The organism is Pseudomonas oryzihabitans (genome assembly GCF_001518815.1).
GTDB lineage: Bacteria > Pseudomonadota > Gammaproteobacteria > Pseudomonadales > Pseudomonadaceae > Chryseomonas > Chryseomonas oryzihabitans_E.
On the sequence record NZ_CP013987.1, the window covers coordinates 2,622,485 to 2,643,955 of the forward strand.

Annotated in this window: 15 protein-coding genes; 5 read left to right on the forward strand and 10 right to left on the reverse strand. The window is 67.0% G+C overall.

Annotated features, from left to right (window positions below):
- Positions 1-211: 211 nt before the first annotated feature.
- Positions 212-1,129, forward strand: a complete 918-nt coding sequence (locus tag APT59_RS12165) for a sensor domain-containing diguanylate cyclase (RefSeq protein WP_059315081.1) — start codon at positions 212-214, stop codon at positions 1,127-1,129.
- On the opposite strand, the gene APT59_RS12170 is transcribed toward APT59_RS12165, so the two are convergent.
- Positions 1,126-1,434, reverse strand: coding sequence for a hypothetical protein (locus APT59_RS12170; RefSeq protein ID WP_059315082.1), 309 nt, complete (start codon positions 1,432-1,434; stop codon positions 1,126-1,128). The two genes, APT59_RS12165 and APT59_RS12170, sit on opposite strands and share 4 nt — an antisense overlap.
- Before the next feature lie 155 nt (positions 1,435-1,589).
- Entirely contained in the window at positions 1,590-3,209 is a 1,620-nt protein-coding gene (locus tag APT59_RS12175) for a methyl-accepting chemotaxis protein (protein WP_059315083.1), read from the reverse strand.
- A 225-nt stretch (positions 3,210-3,434) separates the two neighbouring features.
- Between APT59_RS12175 and APT59_RS12180 the strand changes: the two genes are divergently transcribed.
- Entirely contained in the window at positions 3,435-6,515 is a 3,081-nt protein-coding gene (locus APT59_RS12180) for a response regulator (protein ID WP_059315084.1), read from the forward strand.
- A 21-nt stretch (positions 6,516-6,536) separates the two neighbouring features.
- Here APT59_RS12180 and APT59_RS12185 read toward each other — a convergent pair whose 3' ends face one another.
- On the reverse strand, positions 6,537-7,853 hold the full coding sequence (locus tag APT59_RS12185; RefSeq protein ID WP_059315085.1) for an APC family permease: 1,317 nt from the start codon (positions 7,851-7,853) through the stop codon (positions 6,537-6,539).
- 392 nt (positions 7,854-8,245) lie between these two features.
- Here APT59_RS12185 and APT59_RS12190 point away from each other — a divergent pair, with 392 nt between their 5' ends.
- Entirely contained in the window at positions 8,246-11,161 is a 2,916-nt protein-coding gene (locus APT59_RS12190; RefSeq protein ID WP_082696342.1) for a PAS domain-containing protein, read from the forward strand.
- Here the strand turns inward: APT59_RS12190 and APT59_RS12195 are convergent.
- Both APT59_RS12195 and APT59_RS12200 read right to left on the reverse strand, forming a co-directional pair.
- The gene (locus APT59_RS12195; RefSeq protein WP_420480517.1) at positions 11,158-12,003 is read right to left on the reverse strand and encodes a SphA family protein; all 846 of its coding nucleotides are present in this window, start codon (positions 12,001-12,003) and stop codon (positions 11,158-11,160) included. The genes APT59_RS12190 and APT59_RS12195 overlap by 4 nt on opposite strands.
- Before the next feature lie 183 nt (positions 12,004-12,186).
- Complete coding sequence (locus APT59_RS12200; protein ID WP_059315087.1) at positions 12,187-13,170, reverse strand: helix-turn-helix transcriptional regulator; 984 nt, start codon at positions 13,168-13,170, stop codon at positions 12,187-12,189.
- Positions 13,171-13,447: 277 nt separating this feature from the next.
- Here APT59_RS12200 and APT59_RS12205 point away from each other — a divergent pair, with 277 nt between their 5' ends.
- Positions 13,448-14,413 carry an alpha/beta hydrolase gene (locus tag APT59_RS12205; RefSeq protein WP_059315088.1) on the forward strand — a complete coding sequence of 322 codons (966 nt, stop codon included), beginning with the start codon at positions 13,448-13,450 and terminating at the stop codon, positions 14,411-14,413.
- A 15-nt stretch (positions 14,414-14,428) separates the two neighbouring features.
- Here APT59_RS12205 and APT59_RS12210 read toward each other — a convergent pair whose 3' ends face one another.
- From APT59_RS12210 to APT59_RS12220, 3 genes are all read right to left on the reverse strand, one after another.
- On the reverse strand, positions 14,429-15,586 hold the full coding sequence (locus APT59_RS12210) for a D-alanyl-D-alanine carboxypeptidase family protein (RefSeq protein ID WP_059316893.1): 1,158 nt from the start codon (positions 15,584-15,586) through the stop codon (positions 14,429-14,431).
- Between the two features lie 121 nt (positions 15,587-15,707).
- Complete coding sequence (locus tag APT59_RS12215; protein WP_059315089.1) at positions 15,708-17,081, reverse strand: sensor histidine kinase; 1,374 nt, start codon at positions 17,079-17,081, stop codon at positions 15,708-15,710.
- The gene (locus APT59_RS12220) at positions 17,059-17,736 is read right to left on the reverse strand and encodes a response regulator transcription factor (protein WP_059315090.1); all 678 of its coding nucleotides are present in this window, start codon (positions 17,734-17,736) and stop codon (positions 17,059-17,061) included. The genes APT59_RS12215 and APT59_RS12220 overlap by 23 nt, the downstream gene beginning before the upstream one ends.
- 151 nt (positions 17,737-17,887) lie before the next feature.
- Here APT59_RS12220 and APT59_RS12225 point away from each other — a divergent pair, with 151 nt between their 5' ends.
- The gene (locus tag APT59_RS12225) at positions 17,888-18,676 is read left to right on the forward strand and encodes an extracellular solute-binding protein (RefSeq protein ID WP_059315091.1); all 789 of its coding nucleotides are present in this window, start codon (positions 17,888-17,890) and stop codon (positions 18,674-18,676) included.
- Between the two features lie 17 nt (positions 18,677-18,693).
- Here APT59_RS12225 and APT59_RS12230 read toward each other — a convergent pair whose 3' ends face one another.
- Together APT59_RS12230 and dctA are read right to left on the reverse strand one after the other, a co-directional pair.
- Positions 18,694-20,007 carry a CitMHS family transporter gene (locus APT59_RS12230; RefSeq protein WP_059315092.1) on the reverse strand — a complete coding sequence of 438 codons (1,314 nt, stop codon included), beginning with the start codon at positions 20,005-20,007 and terminating at the stop codon, positions 18,694-18,696.
- Between the two features lie 114 nt (positions 20,008-20,121).
- Positions 20,122-21,435 carry a C4-dicarboxylate transporter DctA gene (gene dctA / locus APT59_RS12235; RefSeq protein ID WP_059315093.1) on the reverse strand — a complete coding sequence of 438 codons (1,314 nt, stop codon included), beginning with the start codon at positions 21,433-21,435 and terminating at the stop codon, positions 20,122-20,124.
- Between the last annotated feature and the right edge of the window lie 36 nt (positions 21,436-21,471).

Sequence of the window (21,471 nt, forward strand, 5' to 3'; positions counted from 1 at the left end):
CGACCGGCCCGGGCATGCGGGCCGGCCGTCTCGCTTGAAGCCGTCAAACGCCTACGCTTGCCCGGCCTGCCATTCGTCGGCGAACGCCCCAATCGGCTGACCTGCCCTGCTTTCACCCACAACGCGGCGACGGGTGACCGGACGACAGACCTCAGTTCCTGCCGTACCAGGCCGATAGCCTGACAATTCGTACGACCTCCAGGCCCTGCCCATGTCCCCTGCCAATTCCGACGTCGATCTTCGCGCCCTACTCGATTCGATTCAGGAGTTCATCGTCGCCAAGGACGGCCAGGGGCGCTGGCTGTTCGTCAACCGCATCGTGCTCGAAGCCTATGCCATGGTTGGCTTCGACTACGTCGGCGTCACCGACGCCGAGTTGATCGAGCGCTTTCCCGCCTTTGCCGAGGCGTTCGTCTACAACATCCGGACCGATGAACTCGCCTGGCAGAACGCGGCGCCGACATTGGTCGAAAAGTCCTTCATAGGTCCCGATGGACGTATCAATACCTGGGAGGTGGTCAAGACCCCGCACTTCGACACCCAGGGCGAGCGCCGGCTGCTGACCATCGTCAGTCGCAACGTCACCGAGCGCAAACTGGCCGAGACAGCCCTGCAGGAGAGTGAAAGTCGCTACAAGTCCCTGGCCTATCTGGATGCCCTGACCGGGGTGGCCAACCGACGTAGCATTCTCGACCAGATCGCGCGCCATAGAGCCAGTGATGCCAACAGCCCCTGTGCCCTCTTCTACCTGGACCTCGACTGCTTCAAGGCCATCAACGACGAATTCGGCCACGAGTTCGGCGATCTGCTACTGGTGGCCTTCGTCGCCCGGGTGACCGCCTGCCTGCGTCAGGGGGATCTGCTCGGCCGCATCGGCGGTGACGAATTCATCGTCTTCCTGCGCGATACCTCGCCCGCTGCCGCCCTGTCCATGGCCGAGCGCCTGTGCCGCGCCCTGCAGGAGTCCTGGCAACTCCAGGGCGTCACCTTGAGGACCACCTCCTCCATCGGCATCGCCCGCTGCACCGATGGCAGCCTCAGTGTCCATGAGCTGATCCGCCGGGCGGACGCCGCTCTTTACCAGGCCAAGCGAGCTGGGCGCGCGCGGGTCGTGCTGGACGAGGCCTAGAGTCGTTCCGTGGGCTGGGCCCGGATCAGGATCTCGCGCTGCCGGAAGGCCACTTCCAGTTGTCGGCGATAGCCGTCCCACCAGGCCCGATCCAGGGCCTCGGTCATCACTTCGTAGACCAGCAACTCATCGTCCTCGACCTGATCCGCCTCGTCCTGGCACAGACCTTCGACCGGAGCCCGGCTGAAGGCCGTTAGGCCGCCGAAGCGCTCGACCAACACCTGGCGCACCTCCTGAAACAGCGCCCCCGGCAGGCGCTGGCCGTCATTGTCGTTAAGGGGTAGCAGCAACTGGACGAGGTACATGGTCGTCTCTCCTGGGGTATTGGCTGCAGACCCTGGCACACCCCGGATGGGTTCCCGCCCGTTGGTCCTGCGGCCCCTGCCCGCCAGCCGCCCGGAAACGAAAAGGCCCTGCCGAGACGCTCTCGGCAGGGCCTTTCATCACCTTTGCGTCTGGATCAGACCGAGAAGCGGCCAACCAGGCGATTCATGTCCACCGCCAGGCGCGAGACCTCGTGAGCGGCCGCGGCGGTCTGGTGGGCACCGGCCGAGGTCTGGATCGAGAGGTCACGGATGCTGACCAGGTTCTGATCCACTGAGCGGGCGACCTGGGCCTGCTCTTCCGACGCCGTGGCGATGAGGAAGTTGCGCTCGTTGATCTCGGTGATCGAGCGCGCGATCTCTTCCAGGGCGGCGCCTGCTTCATTGGCGATCTTCAGGGTAGCGTTCGCCTCGTCGCGGCTGCGCTGCATGGCCTGGACGGCTCCTTCCGAACCGCTCTGGATACCGCCGATCATCTGCTCGATTTCACGGGTGGATTCCTGAGTCCTATGGGCCAGGGCGCGTACCTCATCGGCGACCACGGCGAAGCCGCGGCCCTGTTCACCCGCCCGGGCGGCCTCGATGGCCGCGTTCAGCGCCAACAGGTTGGTCTGCTCGGCGATCCCGCGGATCACGTCGACCACGGTGGCGATACCCTGGGCCTGCCCGGCCAGCGCGACGATCTGCTCGCTGGTATGGGACACGGTGCCGGTCAGCGAGTGAATGGCGTTGACGGTTTCGGTGACCCGCGCCGCGCCCAGACCGGTAGACCGCTCCGACTGCTGCGCCGAGGTCGAGGCCGAGGCGGCATTGCGGGCCACCTCTTCGACAGCCGCGGTCATCTCGTTGACCGCGGTCGCCGCCTGTTCCACTTCGCTGTTCTGCCGCTGCAGCCCGCGGCTGCCCTCTTCGGTCACCGCGTTCATCTCTTCGGCCGCCGAGGCCAGTTGCGTCGAGGCCTCGCCGATGTGGCTGACGGTATCGCGCAGGGTCTGCTGCATCTGCACCGTAGCCTGCATCAGCTCGGCCATCTCGTCGCGCCCCTTTACCTCGGCAACGACCCGCAGGTCACCCTCGGCGATACGGCGGTTGATCCCGAGTACCTCGCGCAGCGGTTGCAGGATGCTGCGGGTATAGAGCACGGCCAGCACCACGGTCAGGGCCACGGCCACGGCCGAGATCAGGCCCAGCAGCCAGAGGTTGCGGCTGTAGGTATGGGTCGCCAGTGCGCCGGCCTGTTTGGCCCCGCGCTGGTTGAAGTCGCCCAGGGCCACGATCTTGTTTTGCAGGTCGTTGGTCAGCGGGCGAATGTTGGCGTTGATGAAAACGGTGCCTGCGCTGGCGGGTTGGGTACGGGCGATGCTGAGGATCTCATCCAAGCGCGCATCATAGGCCTTGACCCCGGTCGAAACAGCGTCAGCTAGGTGCTGCTCTTCCGGCGAGGCAACCAGCGCCTGATAGTCCGCCACTGCCTGTTGCAGGTCGCCGCGGGATTGGGCGATGGTCGCGGCAGCGGTCTGTTTCATCTGCTGGTCTTCAGAGGCCACCATGCGCAGCGTCTCCAGGCGCAACCGGAGCACCAGGGTGTCCATCTTGCCGGTCTGGGCGATGCTGGCCATCCAGTTGGTTTCAACGTCCTGTTCGGCGTTGTACAGCGAATTCAGGCCCAGGGCCGAGGTGGCAGCAAGCACCAACAGCAACAGGGTGACGGTGGCAAAGCAAACGGCCGAGCGGGCCGACAATTTCAGGGTACGCATGGCGCAACTCCGAGAGGGAAAGGCAGGTTCACCCCTTCTGGTCGGCGGCCCAGGCGCCAGCTGAACCGCCACCCATCGCCGATCAGCGGCATTCACCGTCCCAGCCGCATGCTAGAGCAGGCGCGGGTTCCATGAGGTCGGACAGCTTCCCGACCACTGTGCATTCCTGGCAAATCGCCACCGGTGCTCAGGCTAGAATGACGACTTTCCGCCATTGAAACCGACATGCCACCGCCGATCGCTCGCCCCAAGCGTCTGGTCCCCTTGCGCAACCGCCTGCTGGCGATCGCTCTCGCGGGAATCGTGCCCCTGGCCCTGGTGGCCGGCCTCGGTCTCTGGCTGCTGGTGCAGCACCAGCAACGTGAAACGGAGCAGCGGGCGCTGGAATCCAGTCGCCAGGCGGCGACCACCATCGAAATCGAATTGCGCCGCTCCGTGACCATCCTGCAGGCGCTCGCCGAGTCTCCCCTGCTGAACGAGAACCTCGACGACTTCGCCACCCAGGTCGGACGGGTATTGCCCCTGGTCCCGGGCTGGCGGACGGTATTGCTCGCCGCTCCCGACGGCCAGATCGTGCGGCGGATCTCGGCCCACAATCGGGCACCTGGGGGCCCCCTGGCCGAACCGGACAGCTTTGCCGAGGTGATCGCCCAGCGCCGGCCGGTGATCGGCCATTTGGCCCGCGGACCCGCCGGGCAGTTCGCCTTTCCGATACGGGTACCGGTACTCCGCGACGGGCAGCTCAGCTTCGTGCTGACCGCCGTGATGACGCCTGAGAGCATCAGAGCGGCCCGGATGACCCGCACCCTGCCGAAAGACTGGATCGGTTCGGTGTTCGATCGCCAGGGTCTTCGCATCGCGCGAACGGCCTTGCACGAAGAATCCCTCGGCCAGCGGGCCTTGCCGGGGTTGACAGAGATCCTGGCGCAACCGGGTGACGAAGGGGTCGGCATTTCTCGTACCCGGGAGGGCCATGACGTCTACACGGCCTTCGTACGCCTGCCCGATTCCGGCTGGACCGTGACCACGGCCATCCCGACCGAAGAGGTGTCGGCAGCCGCCATCCGCTCCTTCGCTCTCTATGGCGGCGGGCTGGTGCTGTCGGTGGCCTTCGCCTGGGCGGTGGCCCTGCTACTGTCACGGCGGATCAGCCGCCCGGTGCAGGCACTGCAGAAGGCGGCCGAGGCCCTGGGTCAACGCCTGCCACCGGTACTGCCCGACAGCGATGTCCTGGAGGTCCAGCTGGCAGGCGAGGCGCTGCTGGCCGCCGCCGAAGCGCGCCGGCTGATCGAAGAGGAGCGCGACGACTACCTGCGTGGTCTGCAACTGAGTCAGGGGGAGCTGCAGCTGCAGGTCGCCGATCTGGAGATCCTTCAGCGGCTGAACCATCGCCTGCTGCAACTCCCTTCGCTGCCGCAGCAGTTGCAGGAGATCCTGGATATCCTGTGCCGCTTTCATCAGACGCCCTTCGGCTGTGTGTCGCTGGTCGAGGACGGCAGGCCGCCGCAACTGTATTTCACCGCAGGCTTCGCGGCCGAGGACCACGCGCAGTTGGCCGCCCTGCCGCCCGAGGCCAGCGCCTGTGGCGCTGCCATTCGCAGCGGTGACCGAGTAGTGGCCGAACTCGCGGCCGCGACCGAATTCGCCGCCCTGGCGACCGTCGGCCGCCGCCTGGGCTTCGCCGCCGTGCATGCCGTGCCCCTGCGCAGCACCCTGCATGGCACCCTTGGAGCCATCACCGTACACCTGCCGGCGGCCCGGGCACCCACGCCACGCGAGCAGCGTCTCGCCGATCTCTGTGCCTCCAAGGCGGTGCTGGTGATCGACCGTGCGCGCAGCCAGGAAACCGCGCAGCGATCCCAACGACGCCTGCGGGTGGCCCTGGAGAGTTCGCAGGTCTGCTTTGGCATCGCCGTGCCCACGGCGGGGGCTACCCTGGCCTGGGACTACCTTAATCCCATCGGCGCAGCGACCCTGGGTCTCGCTCAGCCGGAGGCCCACGGCAGCCTGACATGGGCCAGCGCCAGCATCCTGCAGCTCTGTCAGGAACGACTGGGCAGCGACACGACCTGGTCCACCGAGGTGCAGGGCCCTGACGTCGCGGGTACCAGCAGCTGGCTACAGGTCAGCGCGACGCCGTTCGATGGCAACGTGGCCGTCTGGTTCCTCGACATCAGTACGCGCAAGCAGCAGGAACAGGCGCTGAGGGACATCGATCGGCAAAAGGACGAATTCCTCGCCATCCTCGCCCACGAGCTGCGCAACCCGCTGGCGCCGATTCGCCATGCGGCGGCGCTGATCGCGTCCCCGGCCGCCTCGCCGGAACAACAGCGTCGCAGCTGTCAGACCATCGATCGGCAGGTGGAGCGCATGGGCGCCCTGCTCAACGACCTGCTGGACATCTCCCGCCTCACCTTTGGCCGGATCACCTTGCACCAGGAGTTCATCACCCTCCAATCGGTTCTCGACGCGAGCGCGGATGCGGCGCTGCCCCTGTTTCAGGAGCGGGGGCAGGCCTTCGACCTGCAACTGCCCGAGGCGCCCATCTGGCTCTATGCCGATCCACTGCGCCTGGAGCAAATCTTCCTGAACCTGCTGGGCAATGCGGCTCGCTATACGCCGGTGGCTGGGCAGATCAGCCTGGCCGTCTTGGAGCGCGCCGACGGGGTCCGGGTGGAGATCGCCGACAACGGCATCGGCATAGCGCCTGAGCGCCTGGACGCCCTGTTCCAGATGTTCGGCCAGGTCGATCCGCGCCTGACGGAGCGCTCGCCGGGGCTGGGCATCGGCCTGGCGCTTTCCCGGGAACTGGCGCGGCTACAGGGGGGCGACATCACCGCCGACAGCGCCGGACTCGGCCAAGGCAGCCGCTTCACCGTGACCCTGCCGGTCACGGTCGCGCCGCCGTCCGCCCTGCCGGCAGCGCCCGAGTTGGAGCCCGCGGCCCCAGTCGTTCGCCGGATTCTGGTCGCGGACGACAACCCCGACATCGCCAATACCATCGCCGAACTGCTGGAGCTGGACGGTCATCAGGTGCGAATCGCCTACGACGGTCAGCAGGCCCTGGACAGCTTCCAGAGTTACAACCCCGACATCGTCATCTCCGACATCGGTATGCCGGGCCTGACCGGTCATCAACTGGCCCGGGCGATCCGCGAGACCGCCGCGGGGCAGGCGGTCAAGCTGATCGCCATGACCGGCTGGGGCCAGGCGCAGGACAAGGCCGATGCCCTGGCCGCGGGCTTCGATCATCATCTGACCAAGCCCGCCGACATGCAGACGCTCTATGAGCTGGTTGCCTCCTGATCGCCTGAAAGTCCGCGGACCTCAGGCCGCGACCCGACGCGTTCCGGCCAGCCGGGTCAGGCCATAGAGCACGCCGCCGACCAGCAGCAGGACGCCGGCACGCAGCCAGGTCGCCGCGCCCTGCTGGGCGATCAGTAGCACACAAGAAGCCAGGGCCAGCACCGGAAAGACCCAGTGCACCCGGAAATGCGGATGCTCGACGCGATCGCGCTTGAGCACCAGTACCGCCAGGTTGGTGCTGATGAATACCACCAGAAGCAGCAGCACCACGGTTTCGGCCAGCACGTCCAGGGTGCTGGTGTAGGTCAGGGCGATGGCCACCGCCGTCGTGGCGAGGATGGCCACGCCAGGCGTCTGCCGGCGCGGCAGCACCTGCCCGAGTACCCCGGGCAGCAGCCCCTGGCGAGCCATGCCATAGGCCAGGCGGCTGGCCATGATCATGGTCAGCAGGGCGCCGTTGGCCACCGCGATCAAGGCGATGACCGCGAACAGCCGGGTCGGCACGCCTAGGCCCGAGGCACCGAGCACGTCCATCAGCGGCGCGCCCGACGCCTTGAGCTGGTCAACCGGCAGCACCAGGGCGGCGCCTGCCCCTACCAGCAGGTAGACGATGCCGGCGATGATCAGGGCGCCGAACAGGGCACGCGGATAGACGCGACTCACGTCCCGCACCTCTTCAGCCAGGTTGGCCGAGGTCTCGAAACCGACGAAGGAATAAAAGGCCAACAGCGACGCACTGAGAATGGCCACGGTGGCGGAAGGCGCATCCACTTCCAGCAGGCGCGCAGGCTCGGCCTGCCCCTGGGCGACGAACCAGGCCGCCGCCGCGACGACGATCACCAGGCCTGACAGCTCGATCAGGGTCATCACCAGGTTGACCGACAGCGACTCCTTGATGCCGCGGGCATTGAGCAGGCCTATCAGCAGCAGGAAGCCCAGGCAGACCCAGCTGGCGGGCCAGGGCACCAGTGCCTGCAGATAGCCACCGGCAAAGGCCACCGCTAACCCCGCGGCGCTGGTGACCCCGGCGGCCAGCATCGAGAAACCCACCAGGAAGGATAGCCACGGCCGCCCGAAGGCTCGTTCAGCGAACACCGCGGCCCCACCCGCCTTGGGATACTTGGTGACCAGTTCGGCATAGGAGGCGGCGGTGAGCAGCGCGAACAGCAGGGCGATCAACAGCGGCGCCCAGATGGCCCCGCCAACCCGTCCGGCGATGGTGCCGGCCAGGGCGTAGACGCCCGCCCCCAGCACATCGCCGAGGATGAAGAACAGCAGCATCGGCAGGGTGATGGCGCGGCGCAGCGCCGCCGGTGCGGAAGAGGATTCGGTGGCCATGCGGGTGGTGCTCCTGAGTAAGGGGGCTGCGGGGTCCTTGACGGTCGTGACGACTGCCCCGTGCCTTCGTAGAGAGCCGGGGTGGCGACCGGGTTCCAGGCCAGGCACCGTACGTCTGGTCGCCACGGCGCAGAGGGACGCCACGCGGCTCCTTTCGGCCAGGTCGGCGCAACCAGACGGTTTCCGCCACTCGCACGGCTCTAGCGCTGATATTTAAGCCAGTTAGCCGCTTCGCTGCCCTGCCCCCTTCGACCAGGTCCTCCAGGGAGATCGGTACCCCAGCAAACCGCCGATCAGCGGCAAGGGCTTTTCCGCTCCGCGCCGTGCGGCCACACTGCGCCGTTTGTATGGTCGAACGCCCCGTCAATGAATTCCGAGAGGTCCCCAGCGCGATGAATGAGGTACCCCTGGCCACGCTGACCCGCGAAAAGCTGGAAGCTGAAGTGCTCCGCCTACGCGAGGCGCTGCAGGCCAATTCCACACCTGCCTCGCCAAGGGACGAGCGCGGCCGCCTCAGCAAGGCCCGCAGCCGGGCGGTGTTGGAGAGCACGACTCAGTTCGCCATCGTGGTCAGCGATCGCGACGGCCGCATCACCGACTGGAATCCGGGTGCCGAACAGGTCATGGGCTGGACCGCCGAAGAAATGATCGGCCAGGACGCCTCGCGCTTCTTCACGCCCGAAGACTGCGCCAACCATCGTGCCGAGTACGAGATGGCCAAGGCCCTGCGTGACGGCAGTGCCTTGGACGAACGCTGGCACCTGCGCAAGGACGGCCAGCGCTTCTGGGCCTCCGGCGAGATGATGGCCCTCACCGATGACGACGGTGAGCCACTCGGCTTCGTCAAGATCCTGCGCGACCGCACCGTCGAACACCTGGCGGGCCAGGCGCTCAAGGAAACCCAGGAGCGCTACCGGCTGGTCGCCGAAGCGACCAACGACGCCATCTGGGACTGGGACTTCAGCTCGGGCCAGATTCGTTGGAACGAAGCCCTGACCGCCGCCTATGGCCATCTACCGGAGCACCTAGCATCCACTGGGACCTGGTGGCTCGAGCAGATCCATCCGGATGATCGCGCGCGGATCGATGCGTCCATCCATGGCGTGATCGACGGCGATGGCGTGGTGTGGACCGACGAGTATCGCTTCCTGCGGGCCGATGGCTCCTATGCCCTGGTGTTCGACCGCGGCCGGGTGATCCGCGATACCTACGGGCGCCCCACGCGCATGATCGGCGCCATGCTGGACATGAGTCAGCTGCAATCGGCGCAGACCGCGCTGCGCAAGAGCGAGGAACGCTTTCGCGCCATCATCGAGACCATCGGCTCGGCCTTCGCCATCATCCAGGTCAAGTTCGATGCCGACGACAAGCCCATCGACTACCGTTTCCTCGAAGCCAACCCGGCATTCGAACTCCAGGCCGGCGTCAACCTGCGGGGCAAATGGGTCACTGAATTCGCGCCCAACCTGGAGCGATTCTGGTTCGATACCTATGGCCACGTGGCCAAGACTGGCGAGCCGGCGACCTTCGAGAACTATGCCAACACCTTCGAGCGCTGGTTCGACGTGCGCGCCGTGCGGGTGGGCGACCCGGACGAGCGCCAGATCGCCATCCTGTTCAGTGACGTCACCGAGCGGCGCAATGCCCAGGAGCGCCTGCGCATCAGCGAGGCCCTGGCCCGCCAGAACATCGAGCGGGTGCAACTGGCGCTCTCCGCTGGCGCCATCATCGGCACCTGGCACTGGGACCTGCCCAGCGACAGCTTCACGGTGGACGAAGCCTTCGCCACGGTGTTCGGGCTCGATCCGCAGCTAGGTCTGGACGGCCTGAATCTCACCCAGGTGGTGACCAACGTCCACCCGGACGACAAGGAGGGCCTCGCCCGTGCCATCGGGGTGGTCGTCGCCCAGGGCGGCCCCTTTGCCCATCAATACCGCGTGCGCCGGGCTGACGGCCACTATTACTGGATCGAGGCCAACGGCCGGGTCGACCATGATGCCGACGGGACGCCGCTGCGCTTTCCCGGGGTGCTCATCGACGTGGAGGAACGCCGGGCCATCGAGGCAGAGCGCGACAAGGCCCTGGCGGCCCTGCGCGCCCTCAACGATACCCTGGAGATCCGCGTGGCCGAGCGCTCCGCCGAGCTGATGCAGGCCGAGGAAAAGCTGCGCCAGTCGCAGAAGATGGAAGCCGTCGGCCAACTGACGGGGGGCCTGGCTCACGACTTCAACAACCTGCTGGCCGGCATCTCCGGCGCCCTGGAGTTGATGGAAACGCGCATCGCCCAGGGCCGGCTGCGCGACCTGGATCGCTATCTGGTCGCCGCCCAGGGTGCCGCCAAACGCGCCGCCGCCCTCACCCACCGCCTGCTGGCCTTTTCCCGCCGGCAGACCCTGGCGCCGCGTCCGGTCGACGTCAATCAGCTGATCAATGGCCTCACCGAGCTCATCCAGCGCACCGTGGGCCCGGGCATCCAGGTCGAAACCGTCGGCGCCGCCGCCCTGTGGCCGGCACTGGTGGACCCGAGCCAGCTGGAGAATTCGCTGCTCAACCTCTGTATCAACGCCCGCGACGCCATGCCCGAGGGTGGCCGCATCACCATCGAGACCGCCAACCGCTGGATGGATCGGGAGGCGGCCCGCGCCCAGGACCTGCCGGAGGGTCAGTACCTGTCGCTGTCCGTGACGGATACCGGGGTAGGCATCCCGCCCGAGGTCGCCGCCCGGGTGTTCGAGCCCTTCTTCACCACCAAGCCCATCGGCCAGGGCACCGGCCTGGGCCTGTCGATGATCTATGGCTTCGCTCGCCAGTCGGGCGGCCAGGTGCGGCTCTACTCCGAGGTCGGCCAGGGCACCACCCTGTGCATCTACCTGCCGCGCTACTTCGGCGAGATGCCGGCCGACGAGGGCCTGGCGGCGCGCCTGGACGTAGCCGGCGCCGCCCAGGGTGAAACGGTGCTCATCGTCGACGACGAGCCGACGGTGCGGATGCTGGTCATGGATATCCTCGAAGACCTCGGCTATGCCGTCATCGAGGCGGGTGACAGCCTGACCGGCTTGAAGATCCTGCAGTCGGACGTCCACCTCGACCTGCTGATCACCGACGTCGGCCTGCCCGGCGGCATGAACGGTCGGCAGATGGCTGAAGCGGGACGCCAGTCGCGCCCCGGTCTCAAGACCCTGTTCATCACCGGCTACGCGGAGAACGCCGCCATCGGCAACGGGCATCTGGATCCCGGCATGGAGCTCCTCACCAAGCCCTTCGCCGTCGACCACCTGATCAGCCGCGTCCGCGACATGCTCGGCTAGAAGCTGGCGCCGATGCGCAGCGCCACGGTATAGCCCTCCGCCCGGTTGCGCGCCTCGAATTCCTTGTAGGCGTGCAGCCAGATGGCCGGCAACCCCGAGGTGGGCTGGAAGAAGCTTACCGCCGGGCCCAGCGCCAGCACCCGTGCGCGATTGCCGCGGGTCAGGCCCGGGGCGTCGTCGTCACTGAGCTGGCGGTAATAGTAGCCACCCAGGCCCAGGGTCCAGTCGCCGACATGCTGGCCCACGGCGAACTCGTGGCGATACTCCACCCCGCTGCGGTAGTCGGTGGCCGCGTTGCGCGCATTGATGTCGAGCTGGAAGCTGGACGACAGCTCCAGGCCGCTCGGGCTGATGTAGCTGGCGTTGAGGATCGGCGAAACCGTCCAGTGGTTGGTGCCGGGGCTGACCAGGCGGTCCTTGTCGTAGTCGCCGGTGGGCGCCTGGATGAACAGCTGGGTATTGATCCCCACCCCTGGCGCCGGCCGCCAGTCGAGGATCAAGGGGATCAGTTGCACGTCCGCCGGGCGGAACAGCTCGGCGCTGTCGCTGAATACCCGCTGCCCGCCCGCGTCGATGCCGAGGTCGGCGTCCATGCGAAAGAACACCGAGACCGCGCCAAAGCCGTAGCGCGCGCCGAGCAGCTGCTGGTCGGTCATGCGCAGATAGGCCAGGCCGATGGCCAGGACGTTGATGTTGAAGTCATTGCCATTGTCCTTGCCGTGGCTGTCCCTGATCACCCGCGCCTGGTAGTCGCTGATGCGCATGCCGACCGTGCCGAAGGGCGTCGTCGGCGGCATGAAGCCGGCCCCGAAGTCCTGCACCCCGGCCGCCGTGGTCGGCATGCCCTTCTCGGTGGCATGGGTGATGGGGGCGGCCAGCGCGGCGAGGGACAGGACGGCGGCGCGAGTCAGAGCTCCGGGCGAAGGCATGGCAAAGGTTCCTCAAGACGTTCGAGCGGGCGAGCGAGGCCTCACCAGGCGCGCGGGGCGCCCGGTCTTGGCGAAAGGGTCAGAACGGGGGTGGGATCAGTCCGGCGCGGCAGCGACCTGCTGGGCGATCTGCGCCTTGCGATTGACGCCGAGCTTTTCGTAGATCCGCCTCAGGTGATGACGCACCGTGGCCGGTGCCATACCCAGGGTGCGGGCGACTTCCTTGTAGGTCTGGCCCAGGGCGAAACACTGGGCCACTTCCAGTTCGCGGGCGCTGAGCCGCTCCGCCGAACTGCGCCGGCGCGCCTTGAGCAGCAAAAGGTCGCCCAGCGGCTGGGCGTCCAGCTGCAGGGTCCGGCCCTGGTAGCTGTGCTGGGGTGCACAGGCGGGTGGCAGCCGGTTGCCCTGCCAGCCCTCCCATTCCGCTGCCAGCAAGGCGGCGAAACCCGGCTCCATGGACAGCAGCACGCCGTAGCGATCGCACACCGCCAGGGCCAGTTCGTCGAAGCTGCCGCCGCTGTCCCTCAGGGTCGCCAGGGTGCGCAGGCAACTCTCGCGCTCGGCGTGCAGCAGGTGCGGCATCAGCCATTCCACCAGTTGGCATTCCAGGGCGGTGAAGGGGGTAGCGCGGAACAAGGTCAGGTGCACACCCAGGCGGGTCTGGTCGTCGGTCAGCACGATGCGCAGGCCCTGGGCCAGACCATGACGTTGCCCCAGGGCAGCCAGCGCCGGCGAGGCCGTTGCGTCATGGCAGTCGAACACCTGGCAGCGCCCCTGCTCCTGGTGCAGCTCGCCGAGGTCGTGATCGTCGGCCTTGAGGGCGTCCCATTCCCGGGTATAGGCGCTGGGCAGCCCCAGCAGGAAGGCGCTGTGCGCCACCGGCACCCCGTCACGCCAGGTGGAGTTGCCCCACCAGGCCTTGTCGAAGGCGACCAGGCGCCGCAGTTGCTCCAGGGCCTGGGCATGGAACTCGGTGATGGCCCCGCCGCGCAGACGGGACTGCAGGGCCAGGACGACCTCGCTGAAGCGGGCGACCACCTCGGCGGGCACACTGCAGGAAACGGCGGCTGACTGAGCCATGCTACCCCCATTGTTGTGATTGTCTTGGGTAGAACGCCGGCCCCAGGAGGGCTCGGCTTGGGGTCCGAGTTTACCGTAGCGGGGCGGCGCGCCTATCGTTCAGATGCAGGATAGGGAGCCCTCTGCTACCCGCATGCCAGCGCAACGGCCGCGTGATAGCGGAGGTCCCTGACGGGCGACCATCGTTCATCTGATCGATAGACCGGTCCGCGCCTGCCGGCGAGGCTGGCAGCGACTCGGCGTCCACCCTGGCGCCCCGACATTCAGGAGAAGCCCCATGCCAGACGCCTTCGCGCGCCTCACCCCGGAAGTTGCCCAGCTGCTGGCGCAGTTGGCGGCCCAGCCGCAGCCGCCAATGGACAGCCTCACGCCGCAGGACGCGCGCGCCGCCTATGTGCAGATGAGTCGCGCACTTGGTCTGCCGCCGGCCCCGGTGGCGCGGGTCGAGGCGCTGAGCGCACCCGGTCCCCTGGGGCCCATCCCGCTGCGCCTCTATCGACCCTATGCGGAAGACGACCGGCTGCGCCCGCTGGTGGTCTATTTGCATGGGGGCGGCTGGGTGATCGGCGACCTGGACAGCCATGATTCGCTCTGCCGACAGATTGCCCTGGGCACCGACTGCGCGGTGCTGGCGGTGCACTATGCCCTCGCCCCGGAACATCCGGCGCCGGCCAGTCCCGATGATGTCCTGGCCGTCCTGCACTGGCTGGCCGACGCCGGCAGCGCCTTCCACCTCGATCTCGACCGCGTCGCCGTAGCCGGCGACAGCGCCGGCGGTGGCCTGGCCGCCATGGCCGCCCTGCACCTGCGCGAAGGCCCCCTCACGCTCAGGGCCCAGGTGCTGATCTATCCCGGGGTCGACAACACCCCCGAGGCCTGGAATCACCCCTCACGGATCGAGAATGCCCAGGTCCCGCCGCTGACCCGGCCGATGATGGACTACTTCTCCGGCATGTACCTGCAGGACGTGGATACCCGCGATCCGCGGGTGTCACCGCTCTATGCCTCCTCCCACACCAATCTGCCGCCAGCACTGATCTTTGCTGCCGAATGCGATGCCCTGCGCGACGACGCCCGCCTCTATGCCCAGGCGCTGATCGGAACCGGTAACGCCGTGGAGTACCACGAACTGCCGGGCATGATCCATGGCTTCATCGAGATGCTCGGCGTGCTGCCAGGGGTGCGCTGGACCCTGGCGCGGACCAATGCCTTCCTGCGCGAGCACCTGCAGCACCAGGCCTGAGTCCGCCCCCGAGTGTCAGACCCGGCCGAACCAGTGCAGCACCAGACGATAGAGGTGCTGGGGCCAGCGTGACCACCAGCCGCCCTGCTCCACCGCCTCCAGGGCTACCAGCGGGCGGGTCTGCAGGACTCGCTCGCCATCCAGCAGCTCCAGTTGCCCCACCACCGCGCCCTGGGCGATGGGTGCCACCAGCGGCTCGTTCAGCACCAGGCGGTGCTGTGGGGGCTGCTGGCCCTTGGGATGGGTAAGGACCACGTCCTGAGTCACGCCCACCGGCACGCTGGAACGATCCCCCTCCCAGACCGCCGGGGTACCCAGGGTCGCGCCGGCCTTGTCGACGGTCAGGTTGTCGAAGAAGCGAAAACCATAGGTCAGCAGCTTCTGGGTATCGGCGGCACGATTGTTGATCGAATTGGAACCGAACACCGCGGTGATCAGCCGGCGCCCGTCGCGCAGTGCCGAGGTCACCATGCAATAGCCAGCGGCCTCGGTGTGGCCGGTCTTGAGGCCGTCCACGCTGTGATCGCGCCAGAGCAGCAGATTGCGATTGGGCTGGCGGATGCCGTTCCAGGTGAAGTACTTCTTGGCGTAGAGCTCATAGTAGGCCGACTCGTCCTGGATGATGGCGCGGGCCAGCAGCGCCATGTCGTAGGGCGAGGAAAAGTGCTCGGGATTGGGCAGCCCGGTGGGATTCATGAAATGGCTGTCGTGCAGGCCGAGGCGCTGGGCAGTGGCGTTCATCAGGCTGGCGAAGCTGTCGTTGCTGCCGGCGATATGTTCGGCCAGCGCCACGCTGGCGTCGTTACCCGAATCGATGACGATGCCCTGCAGGAGATCGTGCACCGACACCGGGGTGCGCGGATCGAGAAACATCCGCGAGCCCTCGGTCCGCCAGGCGTGCTCGCTGACGGTGACCTTGTCGTCGGCCTTGAGCTGGCCGGCCTGGATATCGCGGGTCGCCACATAGACGGTCATCAGCTTGGTCAGGCTGGCGGGTGGCAGGTGCTCATGGGCGTCCTCCTCGGCGATCACCTGGCCGGTGGTGGCATCCATCAGCACCCAGGCCTTGGCCGAGAGCTGGGGTGGCGAGGGAATCAGGACGGAGGCGGTAGGCGCAGCCTCGACCTGGCCGAGCCAGGTGAGACCCAGGGCGGCGAGGCCGAGAAAGAGCAAGGGGCGTTTCACGAGCGGCAAATCCGGATCGGCAGGAGGGGTCGCCACCCTAGGCAAGCCCTGCCTCGGTCTCAAATGAAGGAAAGTGAAGAAAAATTTAGGAAGGCCCCACCGCCGACGTTCAGTCGGCGGTGGCGATGACCACCCTAGCGCCCACCGGCTCAGCCGCCGCGATGCTCAGGTGGAACCCGTGCAGCCGGACGATGGCCGCCACCAGCGACAGGCCTAGACCGTAGCCTGGCTGCTGGCGACTGGCATCGCCGCGATAGAGCCGGCGCAGCACGCTCTCCCGCTCGGCTTCGGGAATGCCGGGGCCGTCGTCGATCACCTCGATGCGCACCGCGGTGCCGACCCCGCGTGCTACCAGGCGCACCTGGCCACCCTCGGGGGCGAACTTGAGGGCGTTGTCCAGCAGATTGACCAGCGCCTCGAACAGCAACTCGGCGTCGCCCTGCACCTCCGGCAACGCCTCGCCCAGTTCCAGACTCAAGGTCTGGGCCTTTTCCTGAGCCAGGGGCTCGTAGAAGTCGTGGGCCTGGCGCAGCAGCGCGGCCAGGTCCAGAGGGGCGAAGGCCATGCGGCGGCGGGTGTCCTCCAGTTCGGAGATGCGCAGCAGGCCCTGGAAGCGCGACATGATGGCCTCGGTCTCGGCCAGTGCCTCGCCCAGGCTGTCGGCCTGAGGCGCCGCCAACGGCAGCTGCTGCAATTGGTGCAGTCGCGCCCGCAATCGCGTCAGTGGGGTGCGCAGGTCATGGGCGATGCCGTCGCAGACCCCTTTCACCTCGTGCATCGAACGCTCCAGCTGGGCCAGGGTGGTGTTGACCGCATCGGCCAGCATGTCCAGCTCGTCATGCCGAGACGACAGCGGCAGGCGCTCCTCCAGATGACCGGCGACGATCCGTTCCAGGCTGCGCTGCAGCCGTTCCACCCGTCGTAGCGGGCGCCGCCGCAATAGGTGCCAGCCCACCAGGCCGGGTATCAGGGTCAGCGACAGCCCCCAGAACAGCGCCTGGCCGATGATGCCGCCTACCGCCGAGATCGAGCCGCCATCGCGCGCCAGCACCAGGATGCGGCCGTCCGCGCGGCGCTGCAGGAAGGCGTGGCTGCTACGCGTTTCGTCCAGGGCATCGGTGGTCCTGAGGCCGCGCTGCAGATAGTGCACCTGGCCGTCGTCCGGCAGGTTGCGCAGGAGCTTCACCAGGTTGCCGGCGATATAGCGACCATCGGCCTCGAACAGGCCGTAGGCGTCGATGCCGGGCATGGAAAAGACCTCACTGGCCTGCAGCTCACCCAGCAGGTCACGGTCGGCGACCTTGCGGTAGTAGTGCGCCCGTTGCAGCAGGGTGCGTTCCGCCACGGCGCCGAGGTAGTTGGAGATCTGCCAGTAGAGCACCCCGGTGAAGACCGCCCCCCAGGCGGCAAAGAACAGCGCATAGAGGGCCAGCAGGCGACTGCTGCCCGAGCGCCATCGTCTAGTCCTGGGCGACGAGGACATAGCCGGCCCCGCGTACCGTGTGCACCAGTGGCCGCCCTGCCCCCTCGATCTTGCGTCGCAGGCGGCCCATGTGCACATCGATGATGTTGGTGCCCGGATCGAAGTGATAGCCCCAGACCTGCTCGAAGAGCATGGTGCGGGTGACCAGCTGGCCCGCGTTGCGCATCAGGTAGGTGAGGATCTTGAATTCGGTGGGCAACAGGGCGATGGCCTCTCCGGCGCGGGTCAGGGTGTTCTCGATCAAATCCAGGGTCAGCTCGCCGACCCGCAGCTGGTGACTGGCGGATGACACGGCCGGCCGCCGCAACAGCGCCTCCAGCCGGGCCATCATTTCCACCAGGGAAAACGGCTTGGTCAGGTAGTCGTCACCGCCGCATCTCAGGCCGCGGACGCGTTCGTCGACATCGGACAGGGCGCTGAGCATGAGCACGGGGGTAGCGATGCCAAGACCCCGCAGGGTGCTGACGATGGTCAGGCCATCGAAGTCCGGTAGCATGCGGTCGAGGGTGATGATGTCGTGGCCGCCGGCAATGGCCGCGGCGAGACCGTCGCGGCCGGTGCTTTCCCAGCGTACCTGGTAGTGCTGGGCCTGCAATTCGCTGGCGATGGCGTGGGCGGTCACCTCGTCGTCTTCGATGACCAAAGCCTGGGTCATGATGGCCTCTGGATCTGGCGCCCGGTCTGGCGGACCGCACAGCCTAGGGAAAACCTCCAGGGTAATAAATTAAATTTTTCTTCATCCGGACTAACGCGCTCCGCGCACGCCCGCGGTCTATCGTCCGTTCTTTCCTATCGGAGTCATCCTCATGTTTCCACGTTTGCCCACCCTTGCCCTCGGCGCCCTGCTGCTGGCTTCCACCCCGCTGCTGGCCGCGCAACCCGTCACCACCCTCACGGTGCTGAGCTCGGGCGGCATCATGGGCACCATCCGCGAGGTCGCCCCGGCCTATGAAAAGGCCACTGGGGTCAAGCTGGACATCGCCGCCGCGCCATCCATGGGTGATACGCCCCAGGCCATTCCCAATCGCCTGGCACGCAATGAGCCGGCCGACGTGGTGCTGATGGTGGGTTCGGCGCTGGACAAGCTGGTCGCCAGTGGCCAGGTGGCCAAGGACAGCCGCGTCGACCTGGGCCAGTCCTTTATCGCCATGGCAGTGCGCCAGGGCGCACCCAAGCCGGACATCTCGAACATGGACGCCTTCAAGCAGACCCTGGAGAAGGCCCAGTCGGTGGCCTATTCCGACAGCGCCAGCGGCGTCTACCTGTCGCGCATCCTCTTCCCGCGCATGCAGCTGGACAAGAGCTTCATGGCCAAGGCACGCATGATTCCCGCCGAACCCGTGGGCGCCGTGGTAGCCCGTGGCGAAGCGCAGCTGGGCTTCCAGCAGTTGAGCGAGCTGAAGGCGGTGTCAGGCATCGACATCGTCGGCCTGATCCCCGACCAGGCGCAGAAGATGACCCTCTACTCCGGCGCCATGGTCAGCAAGAGTCAGCACCCCGAGGCCGCTCGCGCCCTGCTCCAGTACCTGGCCTCGAAAGACGCCGCCAAGGCCATCGAGGACAGCGGCCTCAAGCCGGTTCCCGCCCAGCCGTAATCGCCAGGCCGCCGGCGTCAGACGAAGAACGAAATGGCGCCTGTGAGCAGCGCGAGGGCGGTGATGACCAGGGAGGTCAGCACCGCCCATTTGACAGTGGCCTTCTGGAAGTCACCGATGTCGCGGTCGACCATGCCCACCAGCAACAGGGTGGAGGCCACCAGCGGACTCATCAGGTGCACCGGCTGGCCCAGCACCGAGGCGCGGGCGATCTCCACCGGGTCGATGCCGTAGGCCGCGGCGGCATTGGCCAGGATGGGCACCACCCCGAAGTAGTAGGCATCGTTGGACAGCACGAAGGTCAGCGGCATGCTGGTGATGGCCACCACCAGCGGGAACCAGTGGCCCCAGGCCGGCGGGATCCAGTCGACCAAGGTCTGGGCCAGGGCGTCGACCATCTTGGTGCCGGAAAAGATGCCGGCGAAGATGCCTGCGGCGAACACCAGCAGCACCACGGTCATGGCATTGCCGGAGTGCGCCAGGATGCGCTCCTTCTGCAGCTCCAGCTGCGGGTAGTTGATCATCAGCGCCAGCACGAAGCCGATCATGAAGAGAATGGCGGCATGCATCACGCCCATGACCAGGGCGGTCATCACCAGGATCACCAGCACCAGGTTGACGTAGGCCAGGCGGGGGCGCTTGTTCGGCGAGTCGCCGAGGATCTCCTCGATATAGCACCTGCCACCGGCCGCCCCACCACTTTCCAGGCTGACGTTGCCGATGCGGGCGCGCTCGCGGCGACCGAGCAGGAAGGCGGTGAACACCACCCAGGCCGCCCCGCCAATCACCGTGGGCAACAGGGGGATGAAGTAGGCGGTGGCGTCCAGGCCCAGCGCGGCGATGGCGCGGGTGGCAGGGCCACCCCAGGGACTCATGCCGCTCATGATGCTCAGGGAGAGCATGGACACCGTCGCCAGCACCATGGGATTCATGCCGATCCGCTTGTACAGCGGCAACATGGCGGCGCAGGTGATCATGTAGGTGGTGGTACCGTCGCCGTCCAAAGCGACCAGCAGCGAGAGCAGCGCGGTGCCGATGGCGATCTTCACCGGATCACCGTTGACGCGCTTGAGGATCTTGCGGATCAGGGGATCGAACAGGCCGGCATCGATCATCAGGCCGAAGAAGAGGATGGCGAACAGCAGCAGCGCCGCCGAGGGCGCCACCATCTTGAGGCCGTCGAGCATCATCTTGCCGGTGGTGGGGGCGAAGCCACCGATGAGGGCGAAAACGATGGGCACCACGGTGAGCGCCACGATGGGCGACAAACGTTTGCTCATGATCAGGTAGGTGAAGGTCACCACCATGATCAGACCGAGAAGCGCGAGCATAGGCATATCCCTTGTTCTTGTTGTGTGCCTGGCCAAACGCAGGCCAGCCGATCCCCTCCTCCGGCCAGCTGACGACGCGGAGGTGGGGCTACAGCAGGAGAGGCGTTGGCGCGATCAGGCGTGGGGACGGACGTCCGGTACGGTCCACTCGACGGCGTCGGGCATTGCCTGGGGTTCGGCCTTGCCGCTGGCCAGGGCGCGTAACAGCCGCTCCCGATCGCAGGCACCTTCGGACAGCGAGATCACCACGGTGGCCACGGCGTTACTCGCCAGGCTGGTCAGCGCGCGGGCTTCGGACATGAATCTGTCGATCCCGATGAGCAGCGCGAGTCCCGCCAGGGGGATGTCATGGATCACGGTGAGGGTCGAGGCCAGGGCGACGAAGCCGCTGCCGGTCACGCCGGCTGCGCCCTTGGAGGACAGCAGCATGATCGCCAGCATGGTCAGGGTCTGGCCGATGGTCAGGTCGATGTTGCAGGCCTGGGCGATGAAGACGGCGGCCAGCGACAGGTAGATGGCGGTGCCGTCCAGGTTGAAGGAATAGCCAGTGGGCAGCACCAGACCGACCACGCCCTTCTTGCAGCCCAGACCTTCGAGCTTCTGCAGCATGCGCGGCAGCACCGGCTCAGTGGACGAGGTGCCCAGCACCACCAGGAATTCCTCCCGGAAGTAACGCAGGAGTTTCCACAGGCTGAAGCCCCGCGAGCGGCACAGGGCGCCCAGCACCACGAAGACGAAGAAGGCGCAGGCGATATAGAGGGTGGCGATCAACTTGGCCAGGGAGCCCAGCGAGGTGATGCCGTACTGGCCGACGGTAAAGGCCAGGGCGCCGAAGGCGCCGATCGGGGCGAAGCGCATCAGGTAGCCGAAGATCCTGAAGACCATCTGGGAGGCCGACTCCAGCACGTTCAGCACCGGCCGGCCGCGGTCCCCCATGGAGGACAGGGCGAAACCGCAGAGCACGGCGATGAACAGCACCGGCAGTACCTCACCCTTGTTGAACGCCCCCATGAAGGTGTCCGGGATGATGTGCATGAAGAAGTCCACCACGCTGAGCTTGGCCGCCGACGCCGTGTACTGGGCGATGCTGGCGGTGCTCAGGGTCGCGGGATCGATGTTCATGCCCACACCGGGCTGGAACAGATAGACCGCGCCGAGGCCGATGAACAGGCTGATGACGGTGAGCACCAGGAACAGCAGGAGCGTCTTGCCCATCAGCCGACCCAGGCTGCTCTTGTCGGTCATGCCGGCGATGCCGGTGACGATGGTGCAGAACACCACCGGGGCGATCATCATCTTGATCAGCTTGATGAAGGCGTCACCCAGAGGCTTGAGCGCAACGGCCTGTTGCGCCCAGAAGTGACCGACCAGCACCCCGAGGACCACGGCGCAGAGGATCTGGAAGTACAGCGATTTGGCAAGTTTCATGGGGCATCACCGTTTATTGAAGTTGTGCGGATGCGC

Excerpts from the sequence above, each read along its gene's own strand:
- APT59_RS12165 (WP_059315081.1), top strand. The coding sequence starts at position 212 with ATGTCCCCTGCCAATTCCGACGTCGATCTTCGCGCCCTACTCGATTCG.
- APT59_RS12170 (WP_059315082.1), bottom strand. The coding sequence starts at position 1,434 with ATGTACCTCGTCCAGTTGCTGCTACCCCTTAACGACAATGACGGCCAG.
- APT59_RS12175 (WP_059315083.1), bottom strand. The coding sequence starts at position 3,209 with ATGCGTACCCTGAAATTGTCGGCCCGCTCGGCCGTTTGCTTTGCCACC.
- APT59_RS12180 (WP_059315084.1), top strand. The coding sequence starts at position 3,435 with ATGCCACCGCCGATCGCTCGCCCCAAGCGTCTGGTCCCCTTGCGCAAC.
- APT59_RS12185 (WP_059315085.1), bottom strand. The coding sequence starts at position 7,853 with ATGGCCACCGAATCCTCTTCCGCACCGGCGGCGCTGCGCCGCGCCATC.
- APT59_RS12190 (WP_082696342.1), top strand. The coding sequence starts at position 8,246 with ATGAATGAGGTACCCCTGGCCACGCTGACCCGCGAAAAGCTGGAAGCT.
- APT59_RS12195 (WP_420480517.1), bottom strand. The coding sequence starts at position 12,003 with ATGCCGACCACGGCGGCCGGGGTGCAGGACTTCGGGGCCGGCTTCATG.
- APT59_RS12200 (WP_059315087.1), bottom strand. The coding sequence starts at position 13,170 with ATGGCTCAGTCAGCCGCCGTTTCCTGCAGTGTGCCCGCCGAGGTGGTC.
- APT59_RS12205 (WP_059315088.1), top strand. The coding sequence starts at position 13,448 with ATGCCAGACGCCTTCGCGCGCCTCACCCCGGAAGTTGCCCAGCTGCTG.
- APT59_RS12215 (WP_059315089.1), bottom strand. The coding sequence starts at position 17,081 with ATGTCCTCGTCGCCCAGGACTAGACGATGGCGCTCGGGCAGCAGTCGC.
- APT59_RS12220 (WP_059315090.1), bottom strand. The coding sequence starts at position 17,736 with ATGACCCAGGCTTTGGTCATCGAAGACGACGAGGTGACCGCCCACGCC.
- APT59_RS12225 (WP_059315091.1), top strand. The coding sequence starts at position 17,888 with ATGTTTCCACGTTTGCCCACCCTTGCCCTCGGCGCCCTGCTGCTGGCT.
- APT59_RS12230 (WP_059315092.1), bottom strand. The coding sequence starts at position 20,007 with ATGCTCGCGCTTCTCGGTCTGATCATGGTGGTGACCTTCACCTACCTG.
- dctA (WP_059315093.1), bottom strand. The coding sequence starts at position 21,435 with ATGAAACTTGCCAAATCGCTGTACTTCCAGATCCTCTGCGCCGTGGTC.